15 protein-coding genes are annotated in these 19812 nt (G+C 65.2%); 3 read left to right on the top strand and 12 right to left on the bottom strand.

Translation table 11 applies throughout. From position 1 onward, the window contains the following. From BMZ79_RS01645 to fabF, 11 genes are all read right to left on the bottom strand, one after another. Positions 1 to 2320 (bottom strand): transglycosylase domain-containing protein (locus BMZ79_RS01645; RefSeq protein ID WP_090635999.1); only part of this gene is annotated, 2320 nt, incomplete at its 3' end. 202 nt (positions 2321 to 2522) lie between these two features. Further along, complete coding sequence (hfq, locus tag BMZ79_RS01640) at positions 2523 to 2762, bottom strand: RNA chaperone Hfq (protein ID WP_090635997.1); 240 nt, start codon at positions 2760 to 2762, stop codon at positions 2523 to 2525. Beyond that, positions 2759 to 3766 (bottom strand): tRNA (adenosine(37)-N6)-dimethylallyltransferase MiaA, encoded by a 1008-nt coding sequence (miaA, locus tag BMZ79_RS01635; protein WP_090635994.1) that lies wholly within the window; start codon positions 3764 to 3766, stop codon positions 2759 to 2761. The genes hfq and miaA overlap by 4 nt, the downstream gene beginning before the upstream one ends. Then, positions 3763 to 4533, bottom strand: coding sequence for a class I SAM-dependent methyltransferase (locus tag BMZ79_RS01630; protein ID WP_090635992.1), 771 nt, complete (start codon positions 4531 to 4533; stop codon positions 3763 to 3765). The genes miaA and BMZ79_RS01630 overlap by 4 nt, the downstream gene beginning before the upstream one ends. Then, positions 4530 to 6791 (bottom strand): DNA mismatch repair endonuclease MutL, encoded by a 2262-nt coding sequence (gene mutL, locus BMZ79_RS01625; RefSeq protein WP_090635991.1) that lies wholly within the window; start codon positions 6789 to 6791, stop codon positions 4530 to 4532. Before mutL ends, BMZ79_RS01630 begins: the two co-directional genes overlap by 4 nt. 52 nt (positions 6792 to 6843) lie before the next feature. Further along, entirely contained in the window at positions 6844 to 9666 is a 2823-nt protein-coding gene (gene mutS / locus BMZ79_RS01620) for a DNA mismatch repair protein MutS (RefSeq protein WP_090635986.1), read from the bottom strand. Positions 9667 to 9737: 71 nt separating this feature from the next. After that, on the bottom strand, positions 9738 to 11195 hold the full coding sequence (locus tag BMZ79_RS01615; protein WP_143088863.1) for a putative amidoligase domain-containing protein: 1458 nt from the start codon (positions 11193 to 11195) through the stop codon (positions 9738 to 9740). A gap of 125 nt (positions 11196 to 11320) precedes the next feature. Then, complete coding sequence (locus BMZ79_RS01610) at positions 11321 to 11875, bottom strand: outer spore coat protein CotE (protein WP_090635978.1); 555 nt, start codon at positions 11873 to 11875, stop codon at positions 11321 to 11323. A gap of 327 nt (positions 11876 to 12202) precedes the next feature. Further along, on the bottom strand, positions 12203 to 13495 hold the full coding sequence (locus BMZ79_RS01605; RefSeq protein WP_090635977.1) for a beta-propeller fold lactonase family protein: 1293 nt from the start codon (positions 13493 to 13495) through the stop codon (positions 12203 to 12205). A gap of 229 nt (positions 13496 to 13724) precedes the next feature. Next, positions 13725 to 14771 carry an aromatic acid exporter family protein gene (locus BMZ79_RS01600; RefSeq protein WP_090635976.1) on the bottom strand — a complete coding sequence of 349 codons (1047 nt, stop codon included), beginning with the start codon at positions 14769 to 14771 and terminating at the stop codon, positions 13725 to 13727. 70 nt (positions 14772 to 14841) lie between these two features. Further along, positions 14842 to 16089, bottom strand: a complete 1248-nt coding sequence (fabF, locus tag BMZ79_RS01595; protein WP_090635975.1) for a beta-ketoacyl-ACP synthase II — start codon at positions 16087 to 16089, stop codon at positions 14842 to 14844. A gap of 123 nt (positions 16090 to 16212) precedes the next feature. Here fabF and BMZ79_RS01590 point away from each other — a divergent pair, with 123 nt between their 5' ends. Beyond that, positions 16213 to 17073 (top strand): helix-turn-helix transcriptional regulator, encoded by an 861-nt coding sequence (locus BMZ79_RS01590; RefSeq protein ID WP_090635973.1) that lies wholly within the window; start codon positions 16213 to 16215, stop codon positions 17071 to 17073. A 63-nt stretch (positions 17074 to 17136) separates the two neighbouring features. On the opposite strand, the gene BMZ79_RS01585 is transcribed toward BMZ79_RS01590, so the two are convergent. Further along, a complete protein-coding gene (locus BMZ79_RS01585; RefSeq protein ID WP_090637055.1) occupies positions 17137 to 18654 on the bottom strand; it encodes a carboxypeptidase M32 in 1518 nt (505 codons plus the stop codon). Between the two features lie 132 nt (positions 18655 to 18786). On the opposite strand from BMZ79_RS01585, the gene BMZ79_RS01580 reads away from it, so the two are divergent. Together BMZ79_RS01580 and BMZ79_RS01575 are read left to right on the top strand one after the other, a co-directional pair. Continuing rightward, entirely contained in the window at positions 18787 to 19104 is a 318-nt protein-coding gene (locus tag BMZ79_RS01580; RefSeq protein WP_090635971.1) for an iron-sulfur cluster biosynthesis family protein, read from the top strand. A 63-nt stretch (positions 19105 to 19167) separates the two neighbouring features. Continuing rightward, positions 19168 to 19731, top strand: a complete 564-nt coding sequence (locus tag BMZ79_RS01575; protein WP_090635969.1) for a beta-class carbonic anhydrase — start codon at positions 19168 to 19170, stop codon at positions 19729 to 19731. The last annotated feature ends 81 nt before the right edge of the window (positions 19732 to 19812 follow it).

Raw genomic sequence — 19812 nt, 5'->3', positions numbered from 1 at the left:
CCGGCGTCTGGCCGCCGTTGTCCGGCGTCTGGCCGCCGTTGTCCGGCGTGCCCGTATCGGGATTGTCGGGCTCGCCCGGAGGAAGCTCGGCGGCCGGAACGTCCACCTTCGCGGCTGCCGAAGGCGTGCCTTCCATGTTCGTGGACGGATCGAACGCCGCCACGTAATATTCGTAGCTCAGGCCGGGCGCGATGGCCATGTCGTCCACGCCCGTCGCGGTGAGCGAATCCATCAGCCGCGTAAACTCCGCCTCGCCCGTTGCCTTGCGGTAAATCCGGTACGTCATGCCTTGGCCTTCCACGGGCGACCACGCCAGCTGCACGGCGTCCTTCTGGTCGTTGTAGACGGCGCTGAAGTTCGCGATCCCGACCGGCGGCTTCTCTTCGTGTTCTTCGGCCGGTTTCGTGAAGCTGCCTTTCGGCACGCCCTTCATCGCCTCGTCCATGACCTTGCCGAACATGGCGGCGGACTGTTCGCTGCTCTTCTTGATCATGTGATTCCTATCGGTACGATCATACCCCATCCAGACGACGGCTGTCCATTCGGGCGTGTAGCCCGCGAACCAGGCGTCGCGGTTGTAGCCGTTGCTAAGGCCGGGAATCCCGTTCTGCGTCGTGCCCGTCTTGCCGGCGACCGGGCGGTCGAGGCGCGCGTTCACGCCGGTGCCGCCCTTCTCGAGCACGGACTGCAGCACGTCCGTCATGTACGCGGCCGTGGCCGGCTTCATGACCTGATCTGCGCTCGGCGCGTTGTACGTGTAAATCGGCTCGTCTTCCTGATCGGTAATCTTGATCAGCGCGTGCGGGTCGACGCTCTTGCCGCCGTTCGCGAACGCGCTGTACGCCTTCGCCATCTGGAACGGCGTCACTCCGTACGTCAGGCCGCCGAGGCCGATGGCCAGGTTGCGGTCCTTCTCGGCGTCCAGCTCGAAACCGAGCTTCTTGGCGAAAGCAAGCCCTTTGCCGACGCCGATTTGGTTCAGCAGCCATACGGCCGACGCGTTGCGCGACTCCTTGATGGATTGGCGCATCGGGATCGATCCGAGGTATTTCACTTTATTGGAGTCGGACGGGCAATAAGAGCCGTAGCAGGTTTTCACGTCCTGCAGCGTCGACCACGGGAACCAGTCGCCCGTCTCGATCGCGGGTCCGTAGACCGTGATCGGCTTGAACGACGAGCCCGGCTGACGGGGCACCAGCACCCGGTTCAAGCCTTTGTTCACGTAATCGCGTCCGCCGACGAGGCCTTGGATCTCGCCGCTCCGGTGATCGACGATGATCATCGCGGCCTGCTCCTTCTGTTCGTCGACGCTCTTCTCGAAATTATCGTCGTCCTCGAATTCCTTCTCCATGGCCGACTGCGCCTGCGTGTTCAACGTCGTGTAAATCTTGTAGCCCTTGATGCGCAGCTCTTCCTCGGTAATGCCGCCGACCTTCTCCGCCTCGTCGATCACGTAGTCGACGAACGCCTGGTACGTCGGGGTATCGTCCGTTTCGTCGCGCTGCACCGGCTTGTAATCGACCGCCTTGGCTTCCTCCATCTCGGCCTTCGTGATGTAGCCCTGATCCGCCATGAGCGTAAGCACGACGGCGCGGCGCTCCTTCGAATTGTCCGGGTTGTTGATCGGATTGTACGTCGACGGCGCCTTCGGAATGGCCGCGAGCGTCGCGATCTGCCACAGCTTCAGGTCTTTCACGTCGGCGTTGAAATACGTTTGCGCCGCGGCTTGCACCCCGTACGCGCCTTTGCCGAAATAGATCCGGTTCAGGTACATCGTGATGATTTCGTCCTTCGTCATTTTGTGCTCGATCGCGACGGCGATGGACGCCTCCGTTGCTTTCCGGAAGAACGTTTTGTCCTGGGTCAGGAACAGGTTTTTGGCCAGCTGCTGCGTGATCGTGCTTCCGCCTTCGACGGCGCTGCGCGCGACGACGTCTTTTACGAGCGCGCGCCCGATCGACCAGAGGTCGATGCCGGAATGCTTCTCGAAGCGCTGGTCCTCCGTCGCGATGACGGCGTCGCGCATCCGCTCGGGAATCTCGGCGAATTCCACGTTCTCGCGGTTCGCGCCCAGCTTGACGACTTCCTTGCCGGCGTTGTCGTAAATCGTCGACGCTTCCGGCAGCTCGAATTTATCTTGATTGTCGGCGAGGATGCGTTCCCCGTTCAATATGATGAGCATATACCCGATGATGCCGCATACGACGGCGATGGCCGCCGTGAAAAACAGCCAGACGGCGAGCTTGCGCCGGCTGCGCTTCTTTTTCGGTTTCGCTTTTTTTTCGTTTTTGCCTTTCCTGCTTCGCGGTCCTTCTGCCATAAGACGAGGTCCCCTCCAATTCGAAAGCCTTTTCTCTCTAAGTTATACCCTATATGTGTAAACGGCAACGAACGCTCCCAAACAGGCAATCCCTGCAAACGGAAAAGCAGCCTCGCACGGACGCAAGGCTGCTCTTTCGTGCCGATATCCAATTAAACGATGCATGTCGCGAAAAGGTTTCAAAACATGCCCGCCGGGTTGCTTACGCTTCGTTGTCCTGAACCTGCATGAGCGATACGTTGCGCTGCGGGGTAAACGTCGAAATCGCGTGCTTGTACACCATCTGTTGGCGGCCTTCGCTGTCAATGACGATCGTGAAGTTGTCGAATGCCTTGATGACACCGCGGATCTGGAAACCGTTCGTCAGATACACGGTTACCGGCACGCTGTCTTTGCGAAGTTGATTCAGGAACGTATCCTGAATGTTGATAGATTTGTTCATTGCGCGTTACCCCCATCGTCAAAAGGTTGATTAACATTATATTCGGGTTCCATCCTAAACTTTCCTGCTATTATAGCATGAATCGCTTGCAAATTCTTGTTAAAATTTTCACCTGCGTCGATCCAATTAATGTCAGGCATATGCCTGAACCAGGACAGCTGCCGCTTGGCGAAATGCCGCGTGTCGCGCTTCAGCAGCTCGACCGTTTGGTCCAGCGAGAGATGCCCCTGCAGGTACGGCACGATCTCTTTATAGCCCAAGCCGTGCATGGAGACGGCGCCCTCCGGCACGCCCCGCTCGAGCAGGCCGCGGACTTCCTCGATCAGCCCTTCCGCCAGCATCAGCTCCACCCGCTCGTTGATGCGGGCGTACAGCTCCGCCCGGTCCATCGTCAAACCGACGATACAGAGTTCGAAGGGAGACGTCTTTTTCTGTCCCGCCTGCTGCTCGGAGAAGGTCGTGCCCGTCAGGCGGTGAACTTCCAGGGCGCGGATGACGCGGCGCCGGTCGTTCGGATGCAGCCGCTCCGCGGCTTGCGGATCGACGGCGCGCAGCTTGGCGTGAAGCGCCTCGGCGCCGTTCGCGAGCGCGTATTGCGCCATTTCCTCGCGGAACGCGTCGTCGGAGCCGACGTCGGCGAAGCCGTAGCCGTACGCGACGGACTCCACGTAGAGGCCCGTCCCGCCGACGATGAACGGCAGCTTGCCGCGGCTTTGGATCTCCGGAATCAGCGCCGCGCAGCGCTCCTGAAACTCCGCCACGGAGAACGGATGCGCCGGATCGCAGATGTCGATCATGTGGTGCGGGACGCCTTCCCGCTCCTCCGGTTTGATTTTGGCCGTGCCGATATCCATGCCCCGGTACACTTGTATGGAATCGCCCGAGATGATTTCCGCGTTCCACGCTTTGGCGATGTCGAGACTGAGCCGCGTCTTGCCGACGGCGGTAGGCCCGATCAGCGCGAGCAGCTTCGGTTTCGCGGACGGTTCGGTTGCTGGATTCATGCCTTGATGATCACTCCGTAAGCGATTTTGTTGCGGTGCCGGCTTTCGAAGCCGAGCCGTTCGAATTCGCCGCTGTCGGCATGCTCCTTCAGCGCGACGCATTTGCGGGCGACGCGCAGCGCCTCCCGGATCGACGCTTCGCCGAGCGCCGCGCCGTTCGCCAGCGCCCGCAGCGGCGACAGCGCCGACGAGTCGTGCAACGGCTGGCGGAACATCGGATCGAAATAGACGATGTCGACGCTCTTGTCGGGCAGACGCTTCAAATAATCGAGATGGTCGGTCAGGCGCATCGCGATCCGGCGCATCGCCTCGTTCACGTCCTCGTGCTGCGTCCGGTACGTGCGCAGCCCTTCGCGAACCACCGTGTATAGCACCCGCTCGCTCTCGAGCGCGGTGACCGACCCTTCCGGGCCGACGGCGTACGCGAACACGATCGAATCGGAGCCGAGTCCGGCGGTGCAGTCGACGACCGTATCGCCGGGCTGGCAGCCCGTGACCGCGATCAGCGGATCCCCCTCTCCCTTGCGCATCCGCTTGACGCGGACGTACGCCATGCTGGGATGAAAATACAGGGGGTCCTCCGAATCCTCATAATAGCGCAGTCCGCGGTCGTCTGCAACAAGCAGGCGGACGTCCTCGTGCTTGGCCTTCAGTTGCAGCAGCGAATCCTGCTTCCGGGGGACGAACCTGGCCCCGAGCTCCTCCGCGAGCCCCCGCGCGTATTCGGTCTGCTCGGGCGTGGGCTTCTGCGGCGTCGTGACGATCATGACATCACCCGCTTGAACATTTTCTCGAGCTGGTACGTCGTCATATGGACGACGATCGGGCGGCCGTGGGGGCAGGTATACGGCTGCGCGCACGCCGCGAGGCGGCGGAGGAGCCCTTCGCCTTCCTCGCGGGTCAGCCGGTCGTTCGCCTTGATCGACGCCTTGCACGAGCACATGATCGCCGACTTCTCGCGCAGCTTGCCGATGTCGACGGCGCCGCGCTCCTGCAGCAGCCAGTCCGCCATCTCCTCGATGACGTCCCCTTCCTCGCCGGCCGGCAGCCATTCCGGGTAGGCGCGGACGAGGAACGTGTTGGCGCCGAACGGCTCCAGCTCCACGCCCGCTTCCTGCAGCAGCGGCAGCTTCGCCTGCAGGGACGCCGCCTCGGTCGCCGTGAATTCCAGCGTGAGGGGCACGAGCAGCTGCTGGCTCGCCTGCTCCGGACGGCCGAATTTAGCCAAATAATATTCGTAGTTGATGCGTTCGTGCGCCGCGTGCTGATCGATCAGGAACAGGCCCTCCTCGTTCTGCGCGACGATATACGTGCCGTGCAGCTGGCCGATCCAGTACAGCTCCGGAAAGGCCGGCGCCGCTTGAACGGCGGGCCGTTCCGGAACGGCGTCCGCGGAGGATGAGGCAGCCGCGGATGCAGCGGCTGCGGCGTTCGCGCCGGCCGCGGCCTCAGCCGCCTGCGGCTCGAGGCCGCTTGACGCGTACGCGTCATCCCCGCGGCCAACCGGCGCTTGCGGCGCCTCCGCCGGCAGGCGTCCGGCCTCGCGCGGCGCGTCCGCCGGAGCCGGCGCGGCATAGCCGCCGGCCCGCGGCTCCGCCGCGCGCCAAGGCTCCCGCCCGCCGGGCGGCGCGTACAGCCGTTCCGTCGCGTCGCGCGGCACGGCCGGCTTCTCGCCGGCGAAGCGGGGCGCGGCCGCTTGGCTCCGCGCGGGCGCCGCGCTCCAAGGCGCCTCCGCCGGGACGGCGCCGAAGGAGCGCTCTGCCTTGTCCAGCGCGGCCGCGATCTCCGCGGCGGCCGGCGGCCGGCCTTGCAGCGAAGCCGCGCCTCCCGGCCGGGACGGCGAGAACGCGTCCGCCGGCGCCGGCCCGGACAAGCCCCGGTCGCGCTGAATGCCCGTTTCCTCGCGAAGCAGCCGCTTCGCGGCGTTCAGCTCCGCTTCGTTCCCGCCGGGCGGCTCCGGCTGATGGAACGAAATCCGGTCCTGCACGAAGGCCGGCTTCGACCGTTCGGCCGGCTCCGCGGGACCGGGAATGTGGCGCTGCTTGCCGAGCGCGCGCCGGATCGCGTCCTCGACGAATTCGCGCAGCTCCGTTTCCTTGCTGAACCGGACTTCCATCTTCGACGGATGCACGTTCACGTCGAGCAGCGACGGATGCATGCCGAGTTCCAGCACCGCGAGCGGGAACCGGTTGATCGGCAGCAGCGTATGGTACGCCTGCAGCATCGCCTGGTTCAGCACGAAGCTCTTGATGTAGCGCCCGTTTACGACGATCGTGATGCCGTTGCGGTTCGAGCGCGTCTGCTCGGGCTTCGAGATGCAGCCGCGCAGCTCGTAATCGGGATGGTCGCCCTCGACCGGCAGCATCGCCTTGGCGGTGGCCGTGCCGTAGATGGCCGCGAACGTCTGCAGCCGGTCGCCGCTGCCGAGCGTGCGCAGCAGCGTGCTGCCGTTATGCTTCAGCGTGAAGGCAATGCCGGGATGCGCCAGCGCCAGACGGTTCACGTAATCGGCGATATGGCCGATCTCGGTCTGGATCGATTTCATGTATTTCAGCCGCGCCGGCGTGTTGTAGAACAGCTCGCGCACGCTGATGTCGGTGCCCTGCGGCGCGTTCGCCGCTTCGTTCGCCGCGATCGCGCCGCCTTCGATGACGAGCCTGCGGCCGAGGCCGCTGCCGTCCGGGGAGGAGACGCACTCCACCTTCGCGACGGCCGCGATGCTCGGCAGCGCCTCGCCGCGGAAGCCGAGGCTGGCGATGCGGAACAGGTCCCTGCCGGACGAAATCTTGCTCGTCGCATGGCGGTAGAACGCCGTCTCGATGTCGTCGCCTTCGATGCCGGAGCCGTTGTCCGTCACCCGGATCAGCGATAGGCCGCCTTCCTCGACGGCGATGTCGATCGTCGAGCTGCCGGCGTCGACGGCGTTCTCGACCAGCTCCTTCACGACGGAGGAAGGCCGCTCCACGACCTCGCCCGCGGCGATCTGGTTGGCCAGCTGCTCGTCCAATATGCGGATTTTGCTCATGCCGCCGTACCTCCTTGCATGGATATCGTAATCGCGCCGGCCGATGCCGGCGCTAATCGTTCAGTTTCAGCTTCATGTCGTTCAGCCACTGCATCGCCTGCATCGGCGTCATGTTGAACAGGTCGAGCTTGCGCAGCTGGTCGGCCAGCTGCTCGGCGCGCGGATTGGCTTTGCGCGCTTTGCCGGAATCGGCCGATGCGGCGGCGACGGGCGCGGGCTCCTCGAAGATCGAGAGTTGCACGACGCCCCCGGCGTTCGGCGAAGCGGTCTCGTCCGCCGCTTCCAGCGCGGGAGCCGCGTAGGAAGCGGCGGACTCGGCAGCAATGGCCGCGGCGACAGGGGCGGACGCAGACGCGGCGCCATGCCAATGCGCCGCGCCGCCTCCCGGCGCCGGCGCCTCGCCCGGCGCGGATCGCGCGGCGCCAACGCCGCGGCCGGCCGCCGAGCTTCCGGCGTACCGCGCCGTGGCTGCGGCCGCCGTCTCTTCGCGCGCCTCGTGCAGGTCGAGCAGCGCGTACGCCCGCTCGATGATGCTGCCCGGCAGCCCCGCGAGCTGCGCGCAGTAGATGCCGTAGCTGCTGCCCGCCGCGCCCGGCACCAATTTCCGCAGAAACGTGACGTTGTCGCCCGTCTCCTGCACGGCCATGCACGCGTTCGCCAAATGCGGCAGCGTATCTTCGAGATGCGCCAGCTCGTGGAAATGCGTCGAGACGAGCGCCTTGCAGCCGACTTCGTGATGGACGAACTCGATGACCGCCTGCGCGATCGCCATGCCCTCGCCCGTGGAGGTCCCGCGGCCGAGCTCGTCGATGATGACGAGGCTTCGGGCCGTCGCTTTCTCCGTCATCGTCTGAATATCCTTCATCTCCACCATGAACGTGCTCTGCCCGCCGATCAGGTCGTCGGCCGCGCCGATGCGCGTGAAGATCCGGTCGATCAGCGGCACCTCCGCCTGCTTCGCGGGCACGAAGCAGCCGATCTGCGCCATGATGCCGATGAGCGCCACCTGGCGCATGTACGTGCTCTTGCCGGCCATGTTCGGCCCGGTGATGAGCAGCATGGACGCGGCGTCCCGCGCGAGCTTCGTTTCGTTCGCGATGAACGACGCCCCCTCCATCACCGCTTCCACGACGGGATGGCGGCCCTCGGCGACGGCGAAGTCAAAGCGTTCCGTCACGTTCGGCTTCACATAGCGCTGCTCGGCGCTGACCGCGGCGAACGATTGGAAGACGTCGAGCGCGGCGATCGTCTCGGCCAGCTTCTGCAGCCGGTGCAGATGCGCGGTCAAATGCTCGCGCAGCTCGACGAACTTGGCGTATTCGAGATCGACCATCTTCTCTTCCGCTTCGAGAATGAGCGTCTCCTTCTCTTTCAGCTCCGGCGTCACGTAGCGTTCCGCGTTCGTCAGCGTCTGCTTGCGCTCGTACCGGCCTTCCGGCAGGCTGCCGATGTTCGCTTTGGACACTTCCAGATAGTACCCGAACACCTTGTTGTAGCCGATCTTCAGCGACTTGATGCCCGTCGCTTCGCGCTCCTTGCGCTCCAGCTCGGCCAGCCATTTCTTGCCGTTCACGCTCGCTTCCCGCAGCTCGTCGAGGTAGGCGTCGTAGCCCGCGCGGATCAAACCCCCTTCGCGCACGGACACCGGAGGCTCGTCCACGATGACCGTCTCGATCGTCGCGGCGAGGTCCGCGCAGTCGTCGGTGCCGGCCGTCAGCTTGCGCAGCGTCGCCGATTCCGATTCCCCGCACAGCGCGATCAGCGCCGGCACGTGCTGCAGGGACGTTTTGAGCGCGTTCAGGTCGCGCCCGTTCGCGCTGCCGTAGGCGACGCGGCCGACGAGGCGCTCGAGATCGTAAATCTCGTTCAGCTCCCGCCGCAGCTCGTCGCGCAAAATGAAGTTCAGGTACAGCTTCTCCACCGCTTCCAGCCGTTCGTCGATCATCGCCTTCGAGAGCAGCGGCTTGTCGATCCAGCGCCGCAGCAGCCGCGCGCCCATGGACGTGCGCGTGCGGTCGAGCAGCCAGAGGAGCGAGCCTTTCTTGCTGCGGTCGCGCACCGTCTCCGTCAGCTCCAGGTTGCGCCGCGTGAACGGATCCAAAATCATGAACTGGTTCGGCTCGTACTCCGATATCCGGCGAACGTGGGCGAGCGAGCGCTTCTGCGTCTCGTCGAGGTAGCCCGTGAGCAGGCTGACCGCCCGCCGCCGCGCGGGATGCAGGGCGTCCAGCTCCAGCTGGCCGAACTGCCGGCGGAGCGGTTCGCCCGCCATCGGCTCCCGGTCCGTGAACAGGACGGGCCGGTTCCAGCCCGCGGCAGCCGCGCGCAGCCGTTCGAGCACGGCCGCGTCGCCGACGATTTCCGAGGGATGGTAGACGTTGATCTCGTCGGTCAGCGGCTCCAACGCCGCGGAGAACGACGTCACATATAGTTCGCCCGTCGTCAGGTCGCACGCCGCGACGCCGCAGACGCCGCCCGCTTCCGAGACGGACACGATGAAGTTGTTCGCCTTCTCGGCCAGCGATTTCGTCTCCATGACGGTGCCGGGCGTGACGACGCGGATGATTTCGCGGCGGACGACGCCCTTGGCCGCGGACGGGTCCTCGACCTGCTCGCAGATCGCCACCTTGAAGCCTTTCTCGATCAGTCTCGCTATGTATCCTTCCGCGGAATGGTAGGGCACGCCGCACATCGGAATCTTCTTGTCGGCGCCGCCCTCGCGGCCGGTCAACGTAATCTCGAGCTCGCGCGACGCGGTGATCGCGTCGTCGAAAAACATTTCATAGAAGTCGCCGAGGCGAAAAAAAAGAATCGCGTCCCGGGCGCTCTCCTTGATCGCCAAATATTGCTGCATCATGGGGGTGTAGCCGGACATGGGGCCCCTCCTAAAATCGAAAATGTCGTGCGTTCAACACCAGGTCTCCATTATAGCAGAAAAGCGCCCCCTCATGGAGCGCTTGCGATAGGCGTCGAAGCGACGCGCCATTTGTCGCGGATATCGGCCGCGGCGTCCCATGTCCGGCCGGCGCGGATCGCGGCGAGCAGCGGCTCGATCCACTTGCCGAGCTCCGCGTACGACCGCGTCGCCCGCATCGACGCGGCGAGCCGGTCCAGGCAGCCGGCCAGCGCGCGGCGGTCGCCGGCGTAGTAGGCCGCGACGTAGCGCTCCTCCTCGGCCGGCACGTAGGACAACGAAGCGGTTTCCCGCGCGCACAGCAGCGCCAGCGCGAACGCGGCCTTCGCCGCGAGCGGGGAGACGAGCCAGCTCGGCGGCGTCCGGTATTCGAAGCCGCCGTGCGGCTGCGGCCGGAAATCGCCGAGGGCGCCGTAGCGCGGGCGCCGCGCCTGCTCCGCGGGCGATTCGACCATCGCGAGCGGAAACGCGACGCAGCTGTCGAGCTGGCGCAGCAGCCGGCCGGTCAGCGGCACGCCGCTCAGGTGGAGATGGCCGCCGAGCGAGAACCCGGCGGCCGGCATGCCCCCGGCCGCCCAGCGCAGCGGCGGCCGGTCCGGGATGCGCCGCGCGGCTTGGCGCAGCAGCAGCCGCACGTTGCGCGCCAAGCCGTCCGGCGTCGGCGACGGCGCAGGACGCAGTTCGGCGACCGGGTAGCGGACCTCGCCGCCGACGACGACCGCGTCGCAGCCGGCCCCGTGGCCGTTCGCCAAGTAACGCGCGGCCGGCACGACCTTGCCGGCGGCCGACAGCAGCAGGAACTCGGGATCGGCGCCAAGCAGAATCGGCGGCCTCTCTCCGGCTTCGCCCGCGTCCGCCGCGGCGGCGAGCTCCCGCGCGAGACCGGCCGCCGCCGCCTGCCAGACGCCGCGGGCGTACGCGCCGACGGCCGGCAGCCGGATGCCGGTCACGAAGCAGGCGCCGGCCTCGTCGTCGGCCAGCTCGACGATGCCGTTGTCGAGCCCGCACGCGTACAGCGCGCGCGCCGCGAGCCGCGCGAGCGGCCGGTAGCGGCCGTCCTGCTCGGAGAGCGGCCGCGCGGCCGCTTCCCGGATCGACGTCCCGGCGCCGGGGAGAGCTCGTCCCGCCTCCCGGTGCGGCATCGCCGCCGGCCGATGCGCCGCCGCCGCGACCGGCCGCAGCTGAAACAACGACACCGCGTACGTCCGCGCCGCGTCTTGCCCGCCCTCCGCTTCCCGCGCGGCCGTGCCAGAGCGCCGCAGCCGGCGGTGAACCTCCGCGGCGCTCCAGCCCGCGAACGCCGGCGCGCCCGCGTTCAGGACGAGCGTTCCCCGTCCGTGCCGTCCGGCCGCGTCCGCCTCGCCGATCTCGCCTGCTTCGACGATGACGGCGTCGTATTCGTCCGGAGGCCCCGCGTCCCTGCCCGTCCCGCGCGGGTCCGCGCACGCGCGGTATCCCGATCCGTTCCACAGCCACACGATGCCCGCCACTCGTCCACGCTCCGCTTCCGTTTTCCCGGCGCCAGCCGCGATTTTTTGGAAAAAAAAGAGGGCTCTCGCCCTCGAATCTTTCCCTGCCCGCGCATACGATACAGCAGACCTGTAACCCGCGAAAATTACAGTTCGTCGTCGAGCAGTTCCGGATCCAGATCTTCGAAATCCCCGTCGTCCCCGTACTCGAATTCCTTGCCGTCCTCGGAACCGCCCGGCAGCGTCGCGACCCATATCTTCGTCTCGGCCACCAGCTCGACCGCGAATTCGCGCTCCACGCGAATCACGACGCCGGCGCCGCTCGAGGAGATGTTCGCTTCGATGCAGTTCGGCTCTTGCGTCGACTCGGCCGTCACTTCCTCGGTCGAAGCCCGGTGCTTCGGATCGAGGTAAGAGAGCGGCACGTGCTCGACGTAAGAGAGCGTTTCTTTGGCGACGTCGGTTTGCGAGTTTTTGTTGTAAGAATACCAAATATTCACATCGTAAGTACCGATTACCTCGATCCCGTCTCCGGAACGGACCGCCTCGTATTGGTGATTGATGATCCAAGCGCCCAGGATGCTCGTGGGGTGGTTAGGCGGCGTAACGTTATGGGTTACCGTGGAAAACTTACGACCTTTCCCGCAGACAGCTTTGGTAATAATCTCTCTAGCCTTAAGCTGTTTATCTGCATAAGCCATCGATTTAACCTCCTCCATACAATCATTCAATTAAAGTGTATGCAGGACATAGGCGTTTGTTGATTAATACGAAGAAGAACAAACAGATATTGTTGTACAACTGCCGGAGCGCGCTTGGGAGGGCGCCGGCTTGGCGCGTCGGGTATGGAGGAAAAGCAGCTTTCGGTCGGCAAGCGGTCGTATCCAGGCTGACGCGATCGGCGGCTTCATTCCGGATTATGAAGACGAAACGGCGGTCGTTCGCGAACCGCCGTTTTCGTTGTTCGCCTGCTTTCATTATATGGGCGGACGCCCGCTTCCATGACTCCCCGCAGCATTCGTCCGGCGTTAAAATAACAGAATCGGCGTCACCGCGACCGCGCGCGAGGACGTCCCCGCCGGCAGCGTGCCGGTCACTTCGCCGCTCGCGGCGTCGAGGACGGCGATGGCGTCGTTCACCTGCGTGGATACGTACGCGACGGCGCCGTCCGGGGTGAACGCCACGGAGACCGGGCGTCCCGGGGTCGGGAATTCGGCCACGACGGCATTCGTGGCCGCGTTCAACACCACGACGGAATTCGATAGATTGCCGGCGACGAATACCCGCGAGCCGTCCGGCGACACGGCGGCTCCGAACGGAAGCGTCCCGGCCAATACCGTCGTGACGATGGAATTGTCCGACGTGTCGATGACGCTCACGGAATCGGCGTTTTGGTTGACCGCGTACGCGCGGCCGCCGTCGGGACCGATGGCGACCGCGATCGGCAGGCTGCCGGCCGGCAGGTCGATCGTGTCCTCGACCGCGTTCGTCAGCGCGTTGATGACGGCGACGGTATCGTTGCCGCTGTTCGCGACGTAGACGCGCGCGCCGTCGGGCGTGACGGCCACGCCGAACGGCCGGCTTCCGGCCGGCATCGGCACGGCAAGCTGCGACGCGTTCGCGGCGGTATCGATGACCGAGACCGTGTCGTTCCCGAGATTGCCCGTGTACGCGAGCATGCCGCCGGGCGCGATCGCGATCGACGCCGGCGTGCTGCCGGGCGCGAGCGGAATCGTCCCGACGACCGCATTGGACGCGGTATCGAGCACCGAGACGGAGTCGCCGCCGAAGTTGGCGACGTACGCCCGCGTGCCGTCGGGCATGACGTCCACCGCGATCGGGCTGCTGCCCGCGGGCAAAGCGACGGTGGCGGCGACGGTATTCGCGGACGTATCGACGACCGTGACCGTGTCGTTGCCGACGTTCGCGTTGAAGGCCGAGAGCAGCCGCCCGACGCGCGAAAACTCGCCGGTGGAGCTGCTTCGAACGGCGACGGTTTCGCCCTCCCCGCCGAACTGGGTCAGCGCGACGGCGACGTTGGCGCCGCCGAGGCCGCTCGCGACGATCCGCACGCCGAAGACGTCGAAGTCGGCGGGGACGTCGGTGACGGAGAACACGCTGCCCTCCGTGCCGAACGGCGTCAAGCGCACCAGATGCAGCGCGAACAACACCGTCCCGGCAAAGCCCGCTTCGGCCGGAATGACCTCGTACGCCTGGATCGAGGCGATGGCGTCGGTCCGCCCGTCGTTGATCAGCCGCACCGCGAGCCGCGTCGTGCGCGGCGAACGGTTCTCGATCGGGCCGGTATCGTAGATGGGCATGTTTTCACCTCCATTTCCTTTGCATATTTCCAAATATATGCAATAAACTTCGGAGAGGTATGGACAGCGTGACCCGCGTTCGAGCCGGCGCGCCGCTCCGCGCCCGAACGCGAACCCTTCGCGCGAGTCTTGAAGCCCCCATCGCGACGTCAAATTGCCGGTTTGCCTTCTATAATAAAGAAACGCGCGGCGGTCCGGTCGGACCGCCGCGCGTTAGGCGTTCGGGTGGTTACTTTCGGGCAACGGGCGCGTCGTCCGAGGCGGCCGATACCGCGGCAACCGCTTCGGCTTCTCCCGCCGCTTCTTCAAGGCCGCTCTTGCGGCGCTTCAGCCGCTTGGCGATGCTCAAGTACCGCTTCAGCTCCTGCAGCAGCAGAAACAGCGCGGCCCGGATCTCGAATTCCTCGCGGGTGACCGGCAGCGCCATCGTTTTGAACCGCGCTTCCAGCAGCCGGATCCGCTCCTCGACGCCGCCTTCGTATACGGCCGACTTCACGTCGCCCGACAGCAGCTCGAACAGCTCCGCGGCCAGCTCGCCCTGCGGCAGCGACTCGAACACGAACGACAGGTGCGACAGCATTTGCCCGATCGTCTCCAGCTGCTGCTGGCGCATCGCGAAATAGCGGGTCCAATACCGCCCCTCCTCGCCCGACCGGCCCTGCGCCCATATCCGGTTCTCGCGGTTGCGCTCCGCCCGGCGGATGCCTTCCTCGATCGCGCGCCCGGCATCCAGCAGCTCCTTGCCGTCCCAGACGTACGACGGCGACCGGAGCGTGCGGGCCATCGACCGGAAGATGACGGCGAAGCTCTCCTCCGCGTCATGCCGCAGCTCCCGCAGCTTGTCGTCGTCCTTCGGCATGTAGACCAGGTTGATGACCGTCGCCCAGCCGAGCCCCGAGACGAGGAGCAGCAGTTCGTTGACCATGAGCGGAACGGTCACTTCCTCGCGCGCGTACACGTGAAAGACGATGACGGCGCTCGTGGCGATGCCGTCCTTCAGCCCCGCCCGGGACAGGATCGGAAAGGCCAGCAAAATGAAGAAGGAGATCGTCCAAAGATGAAAGCCGAGCGCGAGAAACAGGAACGACGCGAAAAAAAGCCCGACCGCGGAAGCGGCCAGCCGGACGAAGGCGCTCTTCAGCCCCCGCTGGCGGGTCACTTCGACGCCGAGAATGGCGAGCAGGCCGGCGGACAGCGCCGGATTCAAGCCCAAATAGCTGGCGGTGTACAAGGCGCCGAGCGCGGCGACCGCGGTCTTGATGACTCGAATTCCCATAGCGCGTGCTCCTCGCGTAAAAAGCCGTGGGCTCATCGCCACGGCTCCGTAATGTCTTCTATGGTACCCCTCACGCCCGAGCCGCGTCAACCGCCTTCAGGACAATGACCGCATTGTGGCCTCCGAAGCCGAAGGAATTGCTTACGCCGACGCTCAGCTTCGCTTCCCTCGCCTTGTTCGGCACATAGTCGAGATCGCATTCGGGATCGGGCTCGTCCAGGTTGATCGTCGGCGGAATGACGCCGTCCTGCAGGCTCTTCGCCAGCGCGATCGCCTGCGCGCCTCCGGCCGCGCCGAGCATGTGGCCGGTCATCGACTTCACCGCCGACACGGGAACGCCGTACGCCTTGTCGCCGAACAGCCGCTTGATCGCCCGCGTCTCGGACAAGTCCCCGATTTCCGTGCTGGTGGCGTGCGCGAAGACGACGTCCGCCTGCTCCGGCGCGATGCCCGCTTCCTTCAGCGCGGCCTTCATGGCCACGTACGGGCCGTAGCCTTCGGGATGCGTCGCCACCATATGGTACGCGTCGGAGCTGGCGCCGTAGCCGACGACTTCCGCGTGCGGACGCGCCCCGCGCTTCCTGGCGTGCGCTTCGGACTCCACCACGACGATGCCGGCCCCCTCCGCCATGACGAACCCGTCGCGGCCTTTGTCGAACGGCCGGCTCGCCTTGGCCGGTTCGTCGTTGCGGCCGGACAACGCCGTCGCGTTGCCGAAGCTCGCGAGCGAAATTTCGGTCACCGCCGCTTCCGAGCCGCCGGCGATGACGAGATCGGCGTAGCCGCCGCGGATCAGGCGGTATGCCTCGCCGATCGACGTGTTGCCGATGGAGCACGCCGTCACCGGCGCCATCGTCGGGCCGTGCAGCCCGTAGCGGATGCTGATCATCGCCGCGGCCATGTTGGCGATCATCATCGGTACGAGCGTCGGGCTGACGCGGTCGGGCCCGCGCTCGCGGAGCACGCCGTCCTGCGCGAGCAGCGTCTCGAGGCCGCCGATGCCGGAGCCGACGTATACGCCGACCCGCCCGGCGTCGACCTCCGCGCCTTCCAGCCCCGCGTCGCGCCACGCTTGGTCCGCGGCCGCGAGCGCGAATTGGCAGAAGCGGTCCATCCGCCGCGCCTCCTTCCGGCCGAACAGCGCTTCGGCATCGAAGTCGCGGACGAGTCCCCCGATGCGCGCCCGATGACCCGAGACGTCGAAGCGATCGATCGGCCCGATGCCGGACGCGCCCCGTTTCAGCGCTTCCCAATAGGCGTTCACGTCGTTGCCGAGCGGCGACACGATGCCCATGCCCGTGATATAAACCTTCTCCATTGCTCTCTTCCTCCTTGAAATGCTGCCTTGTGGTGCTATGTTGACATATATGTTATCCTATTACAAGTTGTCGTTTATGCTAGTATAACCACCACTACTCTATGAACCGAAGGAGAGTCGCGCATGAATCAGCCTACGAGACTGAAGGCGCTCTCGAGCTTCCTCACGGCGCAGCGGGCCAAGCTGTCGCCGGAGGACGCCGGCTTGACCCCCGGCACGCGCCGCAGAACGCCGGGCTTGCGCCGCGAAGAAGTGGCCCAGCTCGCCGGGGTGAGCCCGACCTGGTACACGTGGCTGGAGCAGGGCCGCGACATCAAGGTGTCGGCGTCCGTGCTGGAAGCCGTCGCCTCCGCGCTGCGGCTTAATACCGACGAGCGCAAATACCTGTTCGCGCTCGCGCTGGAGTCGCCCGCCGCCGGAGCCGCCGCCCTGCGCGCGGAGACGGCCCGCATCGGCCCGCCGCTCCGCCGCATTCTCGACGAGCTGCAGGCTTGCCCGACGATCGTCTCCGACCGGCACTGCCATATCGTCGGCTGGAACGAGGCGGCCTCCCACGTCTTCATGGACTTCGAGCGCATCCCGGAGGCGAGGCGCAACATGATCGCGCTGCTGTTCGAGCGCAAGGAGTTCCGCCGGCTCGCCGGCAACTGGGAGCATTTCATCAGCGGCTACCTGGCGATCTTCCGCGCCTATTACGGACAGTACGTCGACGACGACTGGTACGATACGTTCCTCCGCGACATGACCGAGACGTACCCCGACTTCCAGCCGCTGTGGGAACAAAGCCGGGTGAGCGCGGCGCCGGAGGTGCTGGTCGAATTCCGGCACGCCAAAGCCGGGAAGATGCTGTTCCATCTCACGTCGCTGCAGCTGCAGGGCGATACCGATCTGCGCGTCAGCATCTATACGCCGGACCCGGATTCCCCGACCGAGACGAAGCTCCGGCAGCTGATGGCCAAGGAGCGGCCGGGCGCGTCGCCTTGATTAAATGAAGAAGGCCGCTTTCGCGCGAGGCGAAAGCGGCCTTCTTCGGGCTGCGGCCTATGGCTACAGCTTGTAAATGTCGGTGTATTTCTTCTTCAGGTACGCCACGAGGTAATCGGGGTCGAGCGGCTTGCCCGTGATGCCTTCGATCAGCTCGGACGGCGTTCTCAGCTTGCCGAAGCGGTAGATTTTGTCCGTCAGCCAATCCTTGATCGGAATCAGGTTGCCGGCCTCGACGAGCTCCCAGACGTTCGGCAGCGCGCGCTCCAGCGTATCCGTGAACTGCGCCGCGTACATGTTGCCGAGGGAGTACGACGGGAAGTACCCGAACGCGCCGCCCGACCAGTGGACGTCCTGCAGCACGCCTTCGCCGTCATGCTCCGGCTCGATGCCGAGGTACTCCTTGTATTTCGCGTTCCACAACGCCGGCAGCTCGGACGCCTTCAAGCCCTCGTTGAAGATCAGCTTCTCGATCTCGTAACGGATGATGATGTGCAGGTTGTACGTCAGTTCGTCCGCTTCGATCCGGATGAGCGACGGCCGGACGACGTTGGTCGCGCGGTAGAAGTCCTCCGCCGGCACCTCGAGCTGGCCCGGGAACTGGCGCTGCAGGTCGCCGTAATAACGGCTCCAGAAGCTCTTGGAACGGCCGATCACGTTCTCCCAGAAGCGGGACTGCGACTCGTGAATGCCCATCGACGTGCCGGTCGCGAGCGTCGTCCCGACCAGGTCCTTGCCGATGTTCTGCTCGTACAGCGCGTGGCCGCCTTCGTGAATGGTGCCGAAAAGCGCGCTCGTCACGTCGTCCGCCAAGTAGCGCGTCGTGATCCGCACGTCGCCCGGGTTGAGACCCGTCGCGAACGGATGCACGCTCTCGTCGAGACGGCCGGCCGCGAAATCGAAGCCCATCTGCTCGAGGATGAATTTGCTGAACCGCTTCTGCGCATCCTTCGGGTAGTCCTGCTTCAGGAAGCTGGCGTCCGGCTGGTGCGGGGACGCCGCGATCGCCGCGGACAGCGGCACGAGCTTCTCGCGCAGGCCGCCGAACACGCGGTCGAGCTGCGCCGTCGTCATGCCCGGCTCGTACATGTCGAGCAGCGTGTCGTAGCGCGTGCCCTTCACGCCCCACAGCTCGATGAACTGGTTCGTATAGTTGATGATCTTGTCGAGGTACGGCTCGAACGAAGAGTAGTCGCTCTTCGCCTTCGCCTCTTCCCACATGGATTCCGCCTGCGAGGTCAGGACCACGTATTCCTGGTACAGCTTCGGCGGGATTTTGACGCTGCGGTCGTAATCCTTGCGGGTCTCCGTCACGAGCCGCTGCTGCGTCTCCGTCAGGGTCTTGTATGTATCCGGCGCTTCCAGCGCGGCGAGCCATTCGCCCAGCTCCGGCGCGGTGGACAGCTTGAAGGACTGCCCGGACAGTTGGCCGATGGTCTCCGAGCGGACTTCCATGCCCTTGCGCGGCGCGCCCGTGCGCAAATCCCAATACAGCAGGGCCAGCGCTTCCTCGTAGCTCTTGATCAGCGCGTTGCGCTCCGTAAACCGCTGCAGCGCTTCGTTTTCGATCGCCTTCGTCACGTTTTCGCCCACCTCTCCTGCGTTCCGTTTCGGTTTCTACTTGATCATACTTTTTGGACGCCGTATAATCAACTTTAATCCGGGCGAACGACATCGATTACCCGTCATTCTCCGCGGAAAGGAGCCATCATCATGCAATTTACCTTCACGCCGGACGCCGTGGGACAGCTCGAAGGACCGCTCGCGGACACCGGCAAAAGCCTGAAGCTGCTGTACGACACGGAAGGCTGCGGCTGCGTGATGAACGGCGTGCCGACGCTCGCGCTCGTCCGGGAGCCGGATCCGCAAGACAAGCTCGGCGAAGGCGCGCCGTACTCCGTCTGGTACGAGCCCAATTACGAGGTGTTCTTCGAGCCCGAGCTCAAAATCGACTACAACGCGGCGCGCAACGCGTTCGTTCTGAAGAGCGACAGCCAGATTTACACGGCCAACCTGCGGCTGCTGAAGTAGCGCCGCCCGCACCGACCCAGGATTAGACACCGCACAGGACCAGCGAATTGAGGAGGAACCGGCTTGAGCACGATTCAAAACATTTTGGCTTTCAACGAACAGTTCGTGGAGAACCGCGAATACGAACAGTACCGGACCGACAAGTTTCCCGAGAAAAAGCTCGCGATCGTCACCTGCATGGACGCGCGGCTCACGGAGCTGCTGCCCAAAGCGCTCAACCTGCGCAACGGCGACGCCAAAATCATCAAAAACGCCGGCGCGATCGTCACCCAGCCGTTCGGCAACATCATGCGGAGCGTCCTGGTCGCCGTCTACGAGCTCGGCGCCCGCGAGGTCGTCGTGATCGGCCACCACGACTGCGGCATGACCGGCCTGAACTCCAAGGTCGTCGTCTCGCACATGCACGAACGGGGCATCACCGAGGACACGATCCGCACGCTCAACAATTCCGGCATTCAGCTGGACCGCTGGCTCACCGGCTTCGACAACGTGCAGGAGAGCGTCGAGCGGAGCGTCGGCATCATCAAGAACCATCCGCTCCTGCCGCCCGGCACGCCGGTGCACGGCATGATCATCGATCCGACGACGGGCAAGCTGGACCTCGTCGTCGACGGCTACGGCGAATAGGCCGTTACCGCCGCATCGACATGAATTTCGGAAAAGCTTCGCGCCGCCGGGACGAACCCGCGCGGCGCGAAGCTTTTTTGG

It is taken from the genome of Paenibacillus sp. UNC496MF (assembly GCF_900113915.1).
In the GTDB taxonomy this organism is placed as follows: Bacteria; Bacillota; Bacilli; order Paenibacillales; family Paenibacillaceae; genus Paenibacillus_Z; species Paenibacillus_Z artemisiicola.
Note: the sequence above shows the minus strand (reverse complement) of the source record. Positions and strands in the feature narration are given on the sequence as shown.